15 protein-coding genes and 2 pseudogenes are annotated in these 14,625 nt (G+C 25.0%); 9 read left to right on the top strand and 8 right to left on the bottom strand.

All coding sequences use genetic code 11. From position 1 onward, the window contains the following. Nucleotides 1-694: 694 nt before the first annotated feature. From PSOL_RS03000 to PSOL_RS03015, 4 genes are all read left to right on the top strand, one after another. Complete coding sequence (locus PSOL_RS03000) at nt 695-1,561, top strand: thymidylate synthase (protein ID WP_349401884.1); 867 nt, start codon at nt 695-697, stop codon at nt 1,559-1,561. Continuing rightward, entirely contained in the window at nt 1,558-2,058 is a 501-nt protein-coding gene (locus PSOL_RS03005; protein WP_349401885.1) for a dihydrofolate reductase, read from the top strand. Before PSOL_RS03000 ends, PSOL_RS03005 begins: the two co-directional genes overlap by 4 nt. 50 nt (nt 2,059-2,108) lie before the next feature. Beyond that, nucleotides 2,109-2,843 (top strand): lysophospholipid acyltransferase family protein, encoded by a 735-nt coding sequence (locus tag PSOL_RS03010; RefSeq protein WP_349401886.1) that lies wholly within the window; start codon nt 2,109-2,111, stop codon nt 2,841-2,843. A 148-nt stretch (nt 2,844-2,991) separates the two neighbouring features. Next, nucleotides 2,992-3,420: an OsmC family protein gene (locus PSOL_RS03015; protein WP_349401887.1), complete on the top strand. Its 429-nt coding sequence runs from the start codon at nt 2,992-2,994 to the stop codon at nt 3,418-3,420. A gap of 380 nt (nt 3,421-3,800) precedes the next feature. On the opposite strand, the pseudogene PSOL_RS03020 reads toward PSOL_RS03015, so the two are convergent. After that, a pseudogene (locus PSOL_RS03020) lies at nt 3,801-4,316 on the bottom strand (transposase); the annotation flags it as partial. Here PSOL_RS03020 and PSOL_RS03025 point away from each other — a divergent pair. After that, entirely contained in the window at nt 4,305-4,574 is a 270-nt protein-coding gene (locus tag PSOL_RS03025; RefSeq protein WP_349401888.1) for a hypothetical protein, read from the top strand. The pseudogene PSOL_RS03020 and the gene PSOL_RS03025 overlap by 12 nt on opposite strands. 31 nt (nt 4,575-4,605) lie before the next feature. After that, the gene (locus PSOL_RS03030; protein WP_349402223.1) at nt 4,606-4,875 is read left to right on the top strand and encodes an IS3 family transposase; all 270 of its coding nucleotides are present in this window, start codon (nt 4,606-4,608) and stop codon (nt 4,873-4,875) included. A gap of 23 nt (nt 4,876-4,898) precedes the next feature. On the opposite strand, the gene PSOL_RS03035 is transcribed toward PSOL_RS03030, so the two are convergent. From PSOL_RS03035 to rpsD, 6 genes are all read right to left on the bottom strand, one after another. Then, entirely contained in the window at nt 4,899-6,092 is a 1,194-nt protein-coding gene (locus PSOL_RS03035) for a replicative DNA helicase (protein WP_349401889.1), read from the bottom strand. A gap of 290 nt (nt 6,093-6,382) precedes the next feature. Beyond that, entirely contained in the window at nt 6,383-7,369 is a 987-nt protein-coding gene (tsaD, locus tag PSOL_RS03040; RefSeq protein WP_349401890.1) for a tRNA (adenosine(37)-N6)-threonylcarbamoyltransferase complex transferase subunit TsaD, read from the bottom strand. Nucleotides 7,370-7,653: 284 nt separating this feature from the next. Beyond that, a complete protein-coding gene (locus tag PSOL_RS03045) occupies nt 7,654-8,520 on the bottom strand; it encodes a DegV family protein (RefSeq protein WP_349401891.1) in 867 nt (288 codons plus the stop codon). Between the two features lie 19 nt (nt 8,521-8,539). Further along, on the bottom strand, nt 8,540-9,190 hold the full coding sequence (locus PSOL_RS03050; RefSeq protein WP_349401892.1) for a diadenylate cyclase: 651 nt from the start codon (nt 9,188-9,190) through the stop codon (nt 8,540-8,542). A 169-nt stretch (nt 9,191-9,359) separates the two neighbouring features. After that, a complete protein-coding gene (mgtA, locus tag PSOL_RS03055) occupies nt 9,360-11,996 on the bottom strand; it encodes a magnesium-translocating P-type ATPase (RefSeq protein ID WP_349401893.1) in 2,637 nt (878 codons plus the stop codon). Between the two features lie 155 nt (nt 11,997-12,151). Then, nucleotides 12,152-12,748: a 30S ribosomal protein S4 gene (gene rpsD / locus PSOL_RS03060; protein WP_349401894.1), complete on the bottom strand. Its 597-nt coding sequence runs from the start codon at nt 12,746-12,748 to the stop codon at nt 12,152-12,154. A gap of 422 nt (nt 12,749-13,170) precedes the next feature. On the opposite strand from rpsD, the gene PSOL_RS03065 reads away from it, so the two are divergent. After that, nucleotides 13,171-13,302: an IS3 family transposase gene (locus PSOL_RS03065; RefSeq protein WP_349402224.1), complete on the top strand. Its 132-nt coding sequence runs from the start codon at nt 13,171-13,173 to the stop codon at nt 13,300-13,302. A gap of 160 nt (nt 13,303-13,462) precedes the next feature. Further along, nucleotides 13,463-13,768, top strand: coding sequence for a DUF2963 domain-containing protein (locus PSOL_RS03070; RefSeq protein WP_349401895.1), 306 nt, complete (start codon nt 13,463-13,465; stop codon nt 13,766-13,768). Between the two features lie 301 nt (nt 13,769-14,069). Here the strand turns inward: PSOL_RS03070 and PSOL_RS03075 are convergent, their stop codons facing one another. Then, complete coding sequence (locus PSOL_RS03075; RefSeq protein ID WP_349401896.1) at nt 14,070-14,327, bottom strand: hypothetical protein; 258 nt, start codon at nt 14,325-14,327, stop codon at nt 14,070-14,072. 63 nt (nt 14,328-14,390) lie between these two features. Here PSOL_RS03075 and PSOL_RS03430 point away from each other — a divergent pair. Continuing rightward, nucleotides 14,391-14,462, top strand: a pseudogene (locus PSOL_RS03430) (hypothetical protein); the annotation flags it as partial. Between the last annotated feature and the right edge of the window lie 163 nt (nt 14,463-14,625).

Consider the following 14,625-nt stretch of genomic DNA (forward strand, 5'->3'; position numbering starts at 1 on the left):
TAATTTATATAAAATAATTTAAAAAAGAGTAAGTACTATTTTATGAAATTTATGGTATTTATTAAAGTAGTATCTAGTTCCGTCGATAAAGATACAAGATTATTTTTGCAAAAAGAATTATCAAAATCAAAAAAATAATGGTTATTATGTTTGTTCGGATAAATCTTTCAAAAAAACATAAGCTATTAAATTTTTTTGTTTAATAATGATATTAAGTTTGTGATTGATATTTCAAAAACTAAAGCATATTTAGAAGAAATTAAAATTTTCCTGAAATCTATTTTTTTATCCTCAATGCTTGATCCACTTTAACCAAAAAAATATTTTTAAAAAATTAATGTTTTGTAAAAATTGTGCGAGGATAATGATGAAAAAAATATTTATCTATCCATTCCATAAAAAATAGCTAAATAGGGTCAAAGTATATTTTGAACTTTTTCAGATCAAGATGCGAATACAAAAATTTTTAAAAATTCAATATATAGTCATATTTTCATTATTTTTGTAACATTCAAACAATTCAAAAAGAGTATGGATGTGTTATATATCCTCAATTAGATGAAAAAATAAAAACAATCTTTAATAAAGAAAAAAACAATAATATTCAATTAAAGAAATATTAAAATAAGATTTTTTTTAACCTATTTTCAAAACTAGATAAAAAAAATTTGTTGTTGAGGAAATGTATTTAGTTATGAAAACTTATTTAGATTTATGTCATTTTATTTTAAAAAACGGATTTGACAAAGAAAATCGCACTAAAACAGGTACTAAAAGTATTTTTGGTTATCAAATGCGTTTTTGTTTGCAAGATGGATTCCCATTGTTAACTACTAAAAAAATGTATTTAAAAGCTATTATTCATGAACTTTTATGGTTTTTAAAAGGGGATACCAATATTTATTATTTAGTCCAAAACAATGTTAATATTTGGAATGAATGGTCTTATCAAAAATATCAAAATTCATCTCATTTTAAAAATGAAACAATGAAAGAATTTATTCAAAAAATTAAAAATAATCCATTTTTTGCCACTTTACATGGTAATTTAGGACCTATTTATGGCAAGCAATGGCGCGATTTTAACGGTTTTGACCAAATTAATTTTTTAATTTCTGAAATAAAAAATAACCCCAATTCAAGGCGTTTAATTCTTAATTCTTGGAACCCTCCAATCTTGCATCAAATGGCTTTACCTCCTTGTCATGTTTTAATGCAATTTTATGTTTTAAAAGGCAAGCTTTCCTTGCAACTTTATCAAAGAAGTGGTGATGTTTTTTTGGGGGTCCCATTTAATATTGCTTCTTATGCTTTATTGCTTTTGATGGTGGCTCAGGTTACTAATTTAGAACTTGGTGAATTTATTCACACTTTGGGAGATGCTCATATTTATCATAATCATTTAAATCAAATAAAAACTCAAATTAAAAGAACTCCAAAAAAACTACCTCAAATGATTTTAAACCCCAATATTAAAGATATTCATAGTTTTCAATTTAGTGATTTTACTTTAAAAAATTATATTTTTGATGATGTTTTGAAAGGTGATATCGCTATATGATTAATTTAATTACAGCTTTTGATAGTAATTATTTAATAGGGGTGGATAATAAACTTCCTTGGAAATATCCTCAAGATTTACATTATTTTAAAAAAATAACTTTGAATCAAGAAGTTTTAATGGGTTATCAAACTTATCTTTCTTTAAAAAGTTATTTTAAAAACAAACCTTTTAATTTCAAAAAAACTTATGTTGCTACTTTTAAAAAAGATTTGCAATTACCAAATTGTGAAGTGGTTTTTGATTTACTAAAATTTTTAAAGACTTTTTCCAGTAAAAAAACCTCTCATCTTTTTGTCATTGGTGGTAGACAAATTTATCAACAAGTTTTACCAATTGTTAATATTTTATATATTACTCATATTTTAAACAGACATAAAGGAAATGTTTATTTTCCACAAGTTAATTGGCAAGAGTTTCAGTTAGTGCAAAAAACTATTGAAACACAATTAATTTTTGCTCTTTATCAAAGAAAAAAGGAATTTTTATTATGTTAACTTTTATCTTTTTTTTAACTACGATTTTAGTGAATTGCTACTTTTTTAAATTGAAACAGTGGTTTTTATTACCTTTTGTTTTTGTTTTATCCTTGATGATGGCTTTTTTAATAACTTTTTTGTTTTTGGTTTTTTGTCTTGCGATAATGTCTTTTTTTCCTCCAAATCATTCTTTTAAAGGGTTTGTTATTCGCAGCTTATCTCGGTGTATTAAAACTTTTTTGCGAATTGAAGTGACAGTTAAAAATAAAAATTTATTCCCTTTAAAAGAAAATATTATTATTTATGCTAACCATAAATCTTATATAGACGCTTTTCTAATCGCAAGTGAACTTCCAAGAACTTTAGCTTTTGCTCCCAAAGATAAATTTTGTTTTCCGGTTTTAACTAAGTGGTTTTTAGATTTAGCTTTTTATTCTTCCGATTGTATGGTTGTATCAAGAGATAATATTAGAAAAACATCTCAAAATTTAATCAATATAATACCTAAAATTAAATTAGGTTTGGCTCTTGTTGTTTTTCCTGAAGGAGGGATGACAAATGTTAACGATGAAAAAGTAACCTCTCTTTTAAGAGGCTCTTTTAAAATATCTTTTAAAAGTGAAGCTTCCATTATTCCTTTAACCGTTAAAGGAGCTAGTCAAATTAAAAATTATTTTTGGTGGCAAAAAAAAAAAGTTGAAATCATTATTCACAAATCATTAAAATATAATGATTATCGGGGCCAAACAACACAACAAATAGCTTTGAATGTTGAAAAAATTATCAATTCTAGTTTTGAATAAATAAAAAAATTACTCATTTGGTTTTTATAATTTGAATTATTTTTTTATCAAAAGCAATAAATTTTAATGTTACAATAAAATAGGTAAATAGTGAATTATTGCTTTCTAAAAATAATATTATTTTAATAAGAAAAGGGGAAAGTTTCAAATGATTGTTTTTCAGGTAACAACTTATTTTAATCCACATTTAAATGATTTATGTTTTTTTGAAGAAAAAAATAGAACCACTAAAAAACTTGTTTCAGCTTTAGAACCTAGTCAAAACCAATCAGGTCCCAAAGATTTGTTTTGTCTTTCTTGGGCTATTTGTTTGTATAAAACTTCTAAAAAAATTTTAGAAGAAAAAGGTTATAAAAATAAAGATTTAAGAATTAAAATAATTTTAGAAATGGGAAAAGACGATAAAGGTTTTTATTTTAAACCAACTGCTATTTTAGGGATAAAAGATATGTTATTGCAAGAAATTGAAGTGATTTTAGTATCTGCTCACAAAAGATGTCCTATTTCACGTTTAATTAGTTCTGACTCCAATGTAAAAGTTAAAGCTACTAATTATGACGAATTAATCACCCAATAAAAAAATATAATAACATCATTTTTCCAAACATTTTTTTAATTTTAATCTATTAAATTGCGCTGTTCCGTTTTTTTGGACATTTTTTTATTTAAAAATTACTCTTTAAAACTTAAAAATAAGTAGATAATTTCATATCTTTTCAAACTAAAGAAATATTGTTTTCATTCAAAAAAGTGTCTAAACTTTTTTGATAATTCGTTAGTTTCAAAAGATATTTTTCAAAAACATTTTACCCTTACACTATATAACTAGGGAAAAAAAGTTAAAAATAAATGTAGAAAATAAAAACAAAGTTATTTTTTTACGCAATTATGTTATTTAGTGGAAAAAATGCGCAAAAAGATAACCTTTTTCAAGGTTGAATATTTAAATAAAAAATATTATCTAAAATTTAAGGAATATTGAGAGGAAGATAAATAATTTAATTTAGCTAAAATCCATTTTTTGTTCCAAAACTTAGGGTAATAATTGATTATTTTTTTAACTTTTTCGGTTGATTTTTGAAATAAAAATGGATTTTGATATTGTAAAATGCTTTTCATTTGGCCAAAAAAGTTTTCAATAATTGCGTTGTCTCATGGGGTGGCTTTACGCGACATGCTTGATTAAAAAACCTTTTTTCGTTAAAGTTTGTTGGACTTTTTGTGATTTGATAAACTGCGTCTTGATCTGAGTGAATGATGCACGGTTTTTTTAATTTAGGTAATTTTTTTGATGGTGTTTAAAATTAATTCTTTGTTTTGGTTCCTTGTTGAAATGTAGGAAGCAATGATTTGGTTATTGAAAGAATCAATGATACAAGAAAAATATAAAAAACCTTGATTGGTTTTGAAATAAGTAATGTCAGTAAAGAGTTTTTGGAGGGGTTTGGTGGAAATAAAATCTTGATTGATTATGTATCAGCTATTCTTGATTTATACAACCGACAAATTATCAGTTATAACATTGCAACTATCACTGACATTAATTTTATTTTAGAAACTATCAAACCCATTCCTAAAGTAAATCATTTTTGTATCCTACATTGTGATAGGGGTAGTATTTATACCTCCAAAAGATATCAAAAAGCAGTAAAAGATAAAAATATGTATCAAAGTTTTTCAGCAAAAGCAACTCCAACCGAAAATGCATGTATGGAGTACTTTTTGGGCTAATTTAAAAAAAGAGACTCTCCATTACGAAAAAATGAAATACTTAACCGAAAATCAAGTTAAAAATATTATTCATAAATATATGCATTATTATAACTACAAACGAAAAATGAAAATTCTTAATTATTTATCTCCGATTGAATATAAAAAAAATATTTTAAATAATTGCCGTTCTATTTTTGAATGGTTATTTTTTTTGATTTTTTTTGAGTCATGTCTTTTTTGTCTCAAAAATTGTTGTTCTTTATCAGTTCACTTTTCGTGGAGCTTACCATTAAATGAGAATTTTTTTATAAAAAATTAAAGTTTTGAATTTGAAATTGATTATTATTTTTCTATTTTTTCTGTAAAAGTTTGGGTTTGATTATTAAAATGAAGTTGATATGTTTTATTAGAAATACCATTTCTGTTTTTGGCAATAATCATCTCATATTTCAATTGTGGCAATTTATTGATAATTGTGTTAGTTTCGCAATATAAAAGCATCACTAAATCAGCATCTTGTTCAATATTTCCTGTATCTTTTAAATCCGTTAATTTAGGTCTTCTTGGAGTGCTACTTTTCGCTGATTCTCGGTTTAATTGAGCAAGACAAAAAATAACAATATTGAGTTTTTTTGCTAATTGTTTTAATTTTTTAGAAATTTTATCTACTGGTTTATCTTGTAATAACTGTAAATAATCAATAAAAACCATATCTAATCCATGAGTTTGTTTAAAGTCATTACATTTAACTTCAATTTCAGAAACTAAAGAGGATTCATCATCAAAAAATAACCGCAATTGTCCTAATGTGTGTGAGGAATAAATGATTGTTTCTTTTTCTTTTTCACTGACTGCTCCTAATCGTAAGCGGCGCATATCAACATTAGAAATAGAACTTAAACTTTTTAAGATTAATTGAGTATTGCTCATTTCTAAACTAAAAATAACTATTTTAGTATTAGAATTTTTGATAATAATGTTAATAGCTAAATTCATCATTAAAGTTGTTTTGCCAACTCCAGGACGAGCTCCTAAAATAATTAATTCTTTTTTTTGAAAACCTAAAGTATCATGATTTAATTGATTAAAACCGGTATCAAACCCCAATAATCCATTTTTACTTGGATTAAAAATAGTTTTTTTTAAAATATCTTCCATTAAATCTTTGGGAGTGGCAAAAAGAGAAGTTGTTTGAGAAATTTGTTCGATTTCTTTTTCTGAACTATCTTTTTTAATTTTTTGAATATAATTATTTATTTCTGATAAGTGGCATAAAGGTGATTTTTGAAGGATTAATGTTAAATAATTTTGAACATTTTTACGTTTAAATTCAGGAATAATAGTTAAAAAAAGGTCAATTTTTTTAAGATCCCAAATTTTTTTTTGTTTGTGAAAATCCAATAAAAGATTATAAATATATTTAACTTTAGGATCGTTAAAATCATGTATATGAATTTTATTTTCTATTGAAGTAAATTGTTTTGGATTTAAAAGTAAAAATTTTAATAAAATATGTTCTGCTGTTTGATTTATCATTATATATCCTTATTTTTTTCTTGAAATATTTTCTATATTCCAAATATACTTTAATACAACATATTTATTTTACATAAAAATTAAATATTTTAATCATTAATCATCTTTTATAATTTCTATCTTGGATATCATCTTTAATTTAATCATTCTAAACTTTTAATTTTTTTTAAAAAAATTCTCTTTTTTTAAGTTTAAATTGTATTTGATTGTTTATTTTTAAAATTATCTTTTTTTTAAAAGATAAACAAATTTTTTTAATTTCTTTGAAAAAATAAAATCTTTTATTTCCTTTAAAAAGTTAAATTAGGTAAAGCTGTTAAATTATATTTATATAAAGCTTGAGTAATTTGGTTTTGATAGAAAGCAGCAATCCCTATCATAGCCGCTTGGTCAGTGCAATATTGAATACTAGGGAAAATTACTTCTAAAGCAGCAAAAGAAGTTTGAAATTTTTTTCTTAAAGTGGAATTCGCAGCCACTCCCCCTGTTACGATTAATTGATGAATCGAATATTTATTTAAAGCTCTTTTGGTTTTAGCAAACAAAACATCAACGATGCTTGCTTGAAAAGAAGCGCATATGTTAGGAATATCAAGTTCATTAATATTTTGTTTTAGCAATAAATTGACTAAGTAACTTTTAAGACCGGAAAAACTAAAATTTAAGTTGTTGTTTTTTAAATAAGGTCTAACGAAATGATAAGTATCTTTACCAATGTTAGCTAATTTGTCAATCAAAGGACCGCCAGGATAACCTAAATGAAGCGCTTTGGCAATTTTATCATATACTTCCCCTACAGCATCATCTAAAGTTGTTCCTAAGACTTCAATTTGACCATGATTTTTGAAATAAAGCAGTTCGGTATGGCCCCCTGAAACTAAAAGAATTAATGCATTTGGTTTGATTTGATGTTCAATTTGAGCCGCATAAAGATGCCCTAAAAGATGGTTGATTCCCAAAAGAGGTTTTTGGTAAGTATAGGCAAAAACATTAGCAGCATTGATACCCACCAACAAAGATCCTATTAAACCAGGGCCTTGAGTGACTGCTACTAAATCAATTTCTTGAGGTGTCATAGTAGCTTTTTTAAAAGCTTTTTCTAAAATTAAAGTGATTACCTCAACATGCTTTCTTGAAGCTATTTCAGGGACTACTCCACCAAAGATTTGATGATCTTTAATTTGAGAAAAAACTATATTAGATAAGATTTTTTTACCATCTTGAGAAATAGCAACGCTTGTTTCATCACAACTTGTTTCAATTGATAAAACATTCATTAACCCTCTCCTTTTTTAATTTTTTTGAAAAAATGATTGCTTTTTAGTTCTTCAAAAGCATAAAACAAAAAAAGATAATAACATTTCAAAACATAATGATTCTTGTAATAGCAAACAATAAGATGAAAATAAAGTTTATTCTTGGAACTTTAGTAAGAAAAAAATCATTCTTAAAATTTTTAAAAAAACAATCTAAAATATTTTACTTTTGATTTTTGACAAAAATCAAACAAAGAAAAAAAGATCTTGTTAAATAAAATTAAAATATAGCTAAAAAATAAGCATTATATTTTAATTTTATTAAGATATAACCCAAATGCTTTATATCCAATGTTGACTGCCACTACAGGCGAAATCACTCCATACATAGAAGTTTTAATTCGAGGATAGCCTAAATCATTAATTTTTTTTAAAAGTTCTTTGGCTTGAATATCTTTGTCAACGTAAACTATTTGTATATCTAATATATTATCATTAGTTTGTTCCTTTAAAACACTTTGGATTAAATAATCAAAACATTTTCGAAAGTTTCTTATTTTTTTATCGATTGTTAAAACACTTTTTTGATATTTAACAATAGGATGGATTTTAAATAAAGTGCCAATAAGAGCTTTAAATTTGCTAATGCGTCCATGATGAGCTAATATTTTTAAGTTTTCAATATAGTATATTAAAAAACCTTGTTCTAATTCTTGTTGAATCTGATGCGCCATTTCTTGATAACTAATTAAAGTATTTTGCTCTAACAATTGAAAGATTCTTTTAAGAGCAAAAATAATCCCAGGGCCGATACTTTCGCTGTCAATCACAGTAATTCTATTTTCATTTAACATCTTTTTAGCTAAAAGAGCGCTGTTGATGGTACCACTTAATTTATGTGATAAAGTAAGACAAAAAATATGTTCGTAACCTAAAGCAAATTGTTTTTGAAAAGCTTGGATAAAAAATTCTGGATTGGGTTGACTAGTTGTTACTTTTTTCTTTTGGTCAATAAAATGAAGTAATGTTTCGTTATCAATTGTGCCATCAACATAGCTTTTACCATCGACCATTACAGTTAAAGGGACTATCGAAACATCTTCAAAAAAATTTTTGCCATAATCACCGCCACAAGTAGAATCCACTACAATACCTAATTTTCTTTTTTTCATTTTATTCCTCCTTGTTTTTTTAATTCATGAAAATAGCAAGATATTCTTGAAGTTTGGTTTTTTCGTTGATCTTGATCATCATCCCTTCTAAAGCAATTGAAATATTACCGGTTTCTTCAGAAACAACAATTGTCATACTGTCTGTAGTTTCACTAATTCCTAAAGCAGCACGATGACGAGAACCAGTTTTTTTGTCAAAATTTTCATCAGCTGATGATAAAGTATAATAAGTACTTGCACACAAGATTTTATCACCTCGAATGATAACAGCTCCATCATGCAAAGGAGTGTTGGGGGTAAAAATATTTAATAAAAGTTCTTTGGAAACATCACCATTGATTAAAATGGCTTTTTGGGCATATTGTTCTAAAATATTATTTTTCTCAATAGTGATTAAAGCTCCTATTTTGCGCGAAGAAAGTTCCATAACAGTTGTCACGATTTCTTTTTGAGTGAAATCACCTCCCATAAAAATATTTCTTCTTTTAGTATTCCAATATTTGTTCCAATTATTTAAAATATTTCTAATATAAGGGGCTTTGATAATAATGATACTAGTTAAAATAAAATTTAATAAAGAATAGTAAAAATGTTCTGAAATAGTTAATTTTAGTGTTTCTCGAAAAAAAATAGAAATTTGAGTATGTTGTTGCTGCAATAAATAAGCCAAAAAAATCCACCATAAAAACAAAAGCATAATCTTTAAAACTTGATATTTAACTAGAAAAAAACTAAAAAAAATAAAAATAAAAGTAAAAGAGAGAAAGAAATTCATAAAAGACCTTTCTTAATAAATTATAGATTAAATTCGTTTTGTTATATTTCAAAAAAATTATTAATTACAACAATTGTTTATTTTTTTTGATAAAAATATTTTTTGCCCAAAACATAACTAAAGAATAAAAAAATAATAAAAAGATTAACAATAACCAAATATCCTTATTTTCCGGTTTAAAAAAATTAAAATCTAATTTAAGAGCTTTTTGAATCAAAGAAATATAAGGAGAAATAGTAACAATAATAAGTCCAACGACAGAACAAATGATGATTAACATCGAAGGAAAATTTTTTTGCTTGTTTTTAGTAAAAAATTTATCAGTTCTTAATAAAAAAAGGGTTAATGTTTGCGACCACATCGAAAAAATGAACCAACTAGTTTGAAATAATGATTCTTGGACTTTTTCTAGAATTTTCATTCCCACTAAAAAAAGAAAATCCACAAAAAAAGAAAGAATACCAAACCAAAGCATAAAATTTTTAATATTTTTAAAATCAAACTTACGAGGTGTTTTTAAATACATTTTGTCAACATTATCAAAAGGAATAGAAAAACAAATTAAATCATAGATCAAATCTAAAAATAAAATTTGTAAAACTAACATCGGTTGAAAGTCTAAAATACAACTAGCTAATAAAATGCTTAAGGAGTTACCAAAATTAGAAGACAAGGTAAATTTAATATATTTAATCGCGTTAGTGTAGGTTTTTCTTCCTTCTAAAATTCCTTTTTCTAAAACATTTAATTCTTTTTCTAAAAGAATAATATCAGCTATTTCTTTAGTGATTTCAGCTCCAGTATTTACACAAATACCTACATCAGCTTTTTGCATTGCAAAAGCATCATTAATGCCATCACCCATAAAAGCAACAATATTACTTTTTTTTTTGAAAAGAGAAACAATCCGAGCTTTTTGTTCAGGAGATAATTTAATAAATAAATGAGTTTTTTGGGCTTCATTGTATAAGGTTTCATCATTTAGTTGGTCAATAATATGACCTTGTAAACAATAAGTTGTATCAATATTTAATTTTTTGGCAATAGTCTTAGTTAAAATTTCATTATCTCCTGTTAAAATTTTGACAATAATGCCTTTTCGATGAAGAGATGCAATTGTTTTTGTTGAACTTTCTTTAATTGGATCTAAAAAAGTAAGTAAACCAATAAGCACCATTTTCTCTTCTTTGATTGGTGTCTGACCTTGAATGATGTTTTTTTGAGCAACCCCAACCACTCGCATTCCTTTTTGATTATAAATGATGGTTTGTTCTAAAACTAATTTTTTATTTTCTAAACTTAAAGGTTTGATTTTTCCTTGAAGTTCAATATGATTACAAATGTTTAAAATTTCTTCAATTGCCCCTTTAGTAATCATTTGTTGTTTTTGATTTTTATCTTCTATGACAACACTCATTTTTCTTCTTTTAAAATCGAAAGGAATTTCATTAACTTTAAAAAATTGTTGTGAAATGTTTGGTAAAGACAAATTATCAAATTTTTTAACGATAGCTTCATCAATTAAACTTTTTAATCCAGTTTGAAAAAAACTATTTAAATAAGCATGTCTTAAAACGCGAATATTTTTTTGACCTTCTAAATTACAAAAATTTTCTAAAAAGATTTGATCTTCAGTTAAAGTTCCTGTTTTATCAGTAAAAAGAACATTCATAGCACCAAAACTAGAAATAGCATTTAAGTTTTTAACAATGACTTTTTTTTTTGATAAAGCAACAATGCCTTTGGAAAAAGATGTTGCAATAATCAAAGGGAGCATTTTAGGAGTTAAACCAAAGGCAATTGTTAAAGTAAATAAAATTGGTTGCAAAAGAGAACGATGGTTTTTTGTTTTCAAAAAATTCAAACAAAAAACTAAAGGTGACATTAAAAAAATACATATAAATAATAATTTAGCAATTTTATTAAGGTTAGCATCTAATTGAGAAATTTCTTTTTTTTGATGAATTTGTTTGTTAATATTGCCTAAATAAGTGTCTTTTCCAGTAAGAATAACAATTCCTACGGCATAACCAGAAATAACTGTTGAACCTGTTAAAGCTAATCTTGGATCTTCTAAAAGATTATCATATTTGTCAAGTGCTTGTGCTTTTTTTTCAACTGGTTCAGATTCACCAGTAAAAGTAGTTGTTTTAACAAAAAAATCTTTAGTTTTTATTAATTTTAAATCAGCAGGAACAATATCCCCTGCAGCAAGCAAAACAAGATCTCCTCTGACAACTTCTTCTAAAGGGATTTCTAATTTTTGATTGTTACGTTTAACAGCAGTAGTATTTTGAACTAATTTTTGTAATTTAGAAGTGATTTTTAAATATTTGTTTTCTTGGGTAAATTGAACTAGAAAAGAACTGACAAACATCATAATAGTAGTAATAATAGCAGTATAGCTGCGTTCATTTGGGTTTGGAATAATAACATCATTAATTAAAGAAACAATCATCAAAATAAGCAAAATAAGACTAAAAGGTGTAATAATCATCTCTATTATTTTTTTAAAACTATTATTTTTGTGTTCTTTTGATAAAAGATTGATACCGTATAAATTTCTTTGTAAAATAATTTGTTTTTCATCTAAACCTTCCCAAGAAGAACCTAAGGTTTTAAAAATTTCTTCACAGTTTTTAAGACTTGTTCTTTTGAGAAAATTAATTGTTTCTTCATGTTTTAAATTCTTTTTTTTCATAATAATTAATGATCCTTTTTTTAGATTTTTTTAAAAGTCTAATAAAAAGTTGAAGTTTTCAAGTTGGTTTTTAAAAACAGCAAAAAAACGAAAAACTAAATAATAATAAGACTTTGTAATTACAAAAAAACACCCTATTTCAAAGGGTGTTTAAGTTATCTATTATAAAATTCGACTATTAATTGTTCATTAATTTCAGATAAAAATTCGTTTCTTTGCGGATATCTGACATATTTACCATTTAATTGTTTGTCTAAAGAAACATAATCTGTACGAACAAATTTATTTTTTAAAACTTCTTCAACAATTTTTAAATTTTTAGATTTTTCTCTTAAAGTAACAGTTTGTCCTGGTTTAAGACGATATGATGCAATATCAACTTTTTTGCCTTCTACTAAAATATGACCATGATTAACTAATTGTCTTGCTTGATCTCTAGTTTTGGCAAAACCCAAACGATAAACAATATTGTCAAGACGTGATTCTAATAAAACTAAAAACATTTCACCATGAATCCCTTTTAATTTTCTGGCTTTTTCAAAAGTATTACGGAATTGTTTCTCTGACACCCCATAAGTAAAACGTAATTTTTGTTTTTCTCTTAATTGTAAACCATAATCGCTTATTTTTACTCTTTTTTGACCATGTTGACCTGGAGCATAAGCTCTTTTTCGTAATTCTTTTCCGGTTTCTGTAATAGAATAATTTAATCGTCTAGAAACTTTCCAAATAGAACCTGTATAACGTGACATTTTTTAAACTCTCCTTTTTTAAGGTAAAGTTTTGTAACTAAATTATTAACAATCACCTACTTTCTTTTCTTTCTCAAACAGCAAAGAATTACTTAGAAAAGCCTCTCAAAGGCAAGGGATTAATTTAATAATTTTAACTACAACTGTTTTACCATCACTAATATTATACAAAAAAATAACTTAATAATCAAGGTGTAGATATGTAATAACATCATTTCTTAAAACTTTTTACAATTTAATCTAGTAATAAACTAACTTTTTAAGTTAGTCTTTTTTTTATAGACTTTCTTAAAATTAAGAAAGAAGTAAAAAAATAAAAACTATTAAAAAAGAAATTTTAAATGAAATAAAATTATCTTTTTGGTAAGCTCCACGAAAAGTGAACTGATAAAGAAAAATTAAATGAATTACAAATTAAAGAAATTATTGCTAATTATATTCAATATTATAATATTTATCGTAAAATGAAAGTATTAAATTATTTATCGCCTTTGGAATATAAAAATAAATATTATCGAAAAAAATTAATTTTTTTATTTTTAACCCTTCATTAGAGAAGGTGTTTTGTGTAGGTTTTTTATAAAAGTTATTATAGAGTGCCCCAAAAAAACTGAACCGAAAAAGAATAACATTTTATCCAAATTGTTTATTATTAAAAAATAAGCAGTTTGGATTTTTTTTGTATCCAAACTAAAAAAGGAGAAATAAAATAAAATGAATATAATCAAAGAAACAACCAATGAATACGGTCGTAGAGTAATCCAAGAAACCAACGAAAAAAACCAATTAATCAAAAAAACCACATTCCGCCCAAACGGCACAACAATTGATTCCATAACTGAATACAACCCACAAACAGGAGCCAAAACCAAAAAAGTAACCTGGTACAGTTTCAATGACAAAATCTATTTCATCGAAGAATTTAACCCCCAAACAGGAGCCAAAACCAAAGCAACCTGGTGCCATAAAGGGCCTTCAAAAACAAAAGTAGACTACATTATACATCGCTTATCATTATAAAAACACCGCTCTTTAAAGAAAGGAGAAAAGATGAAACCATCAACAAAAACATTATCTTTTATTTTTAAATCTTTGTCATTTTGTGTTCTTTTTTTGTATTTGTCATTTCATACTTCTTCTAAATTTTCAATCTTTTTTTGGACGTTTTTTATCTCTCATTTTATAGATAAAATAATTGATTATATTTTTTTGCAACTATACTACTATTATTACTGATTTTTAGGATAGCAACAATTTTAGAAAATTATCAAAACTTCTTAATTTTGAAAAGAAATAGAATAATATTGAAATTAAGAATATTTTAAATAATATTAACCATCTTTGTTTTAATATTTTTTTTAAATAAATATGAATTCTCAATTATATTATCAACAATAATTAAACCATTATTATTAAAATTAATTTGTTTATTATGATTTTCTACCCAAAATAAAAGATTTATAGAATCAATTAATTCTTTTTCATAATTTTTTTGTAAATTAAAATTTACTATTTTTGAATAAAATGTTTGATAAAAATCTTTTTTCTTAATGTGATTACAACTCCGACGGCAAAACAATTGCAGCCATCATCGAATACGACCCCCAAACAGGAAAACCAACCAACCCAAACCACATTCAAATCCGACGGCACAACAATTGCATACATCAACGAATATGCGCTGTTCCGTTTTTTTGGACATTTTTTTATTTAAAAATTACTCTTTAAGACTTAAAAATAAGTAGATAATTTCATATCTTTTCAAACAAACAAATTATTAAAATTACAAATAAAAAGTGTCTAAACTTTTTTTAAATTTGCTAGTTTCAAAAGATATTTTTTTTAAATATTATATCATTTCACTAACTAGCTAGGGA

The organism is Candidatus Phytoplasma solani (genome assembly GCF_040126175.1).
Classification (GTDB): domain Bacteria; phylum Bacillota_I; class Bacilli_A; order Acholeplasmatales; family Acholeplasmataceae; genus Phytoplasma; species Phytoplasma solani_A.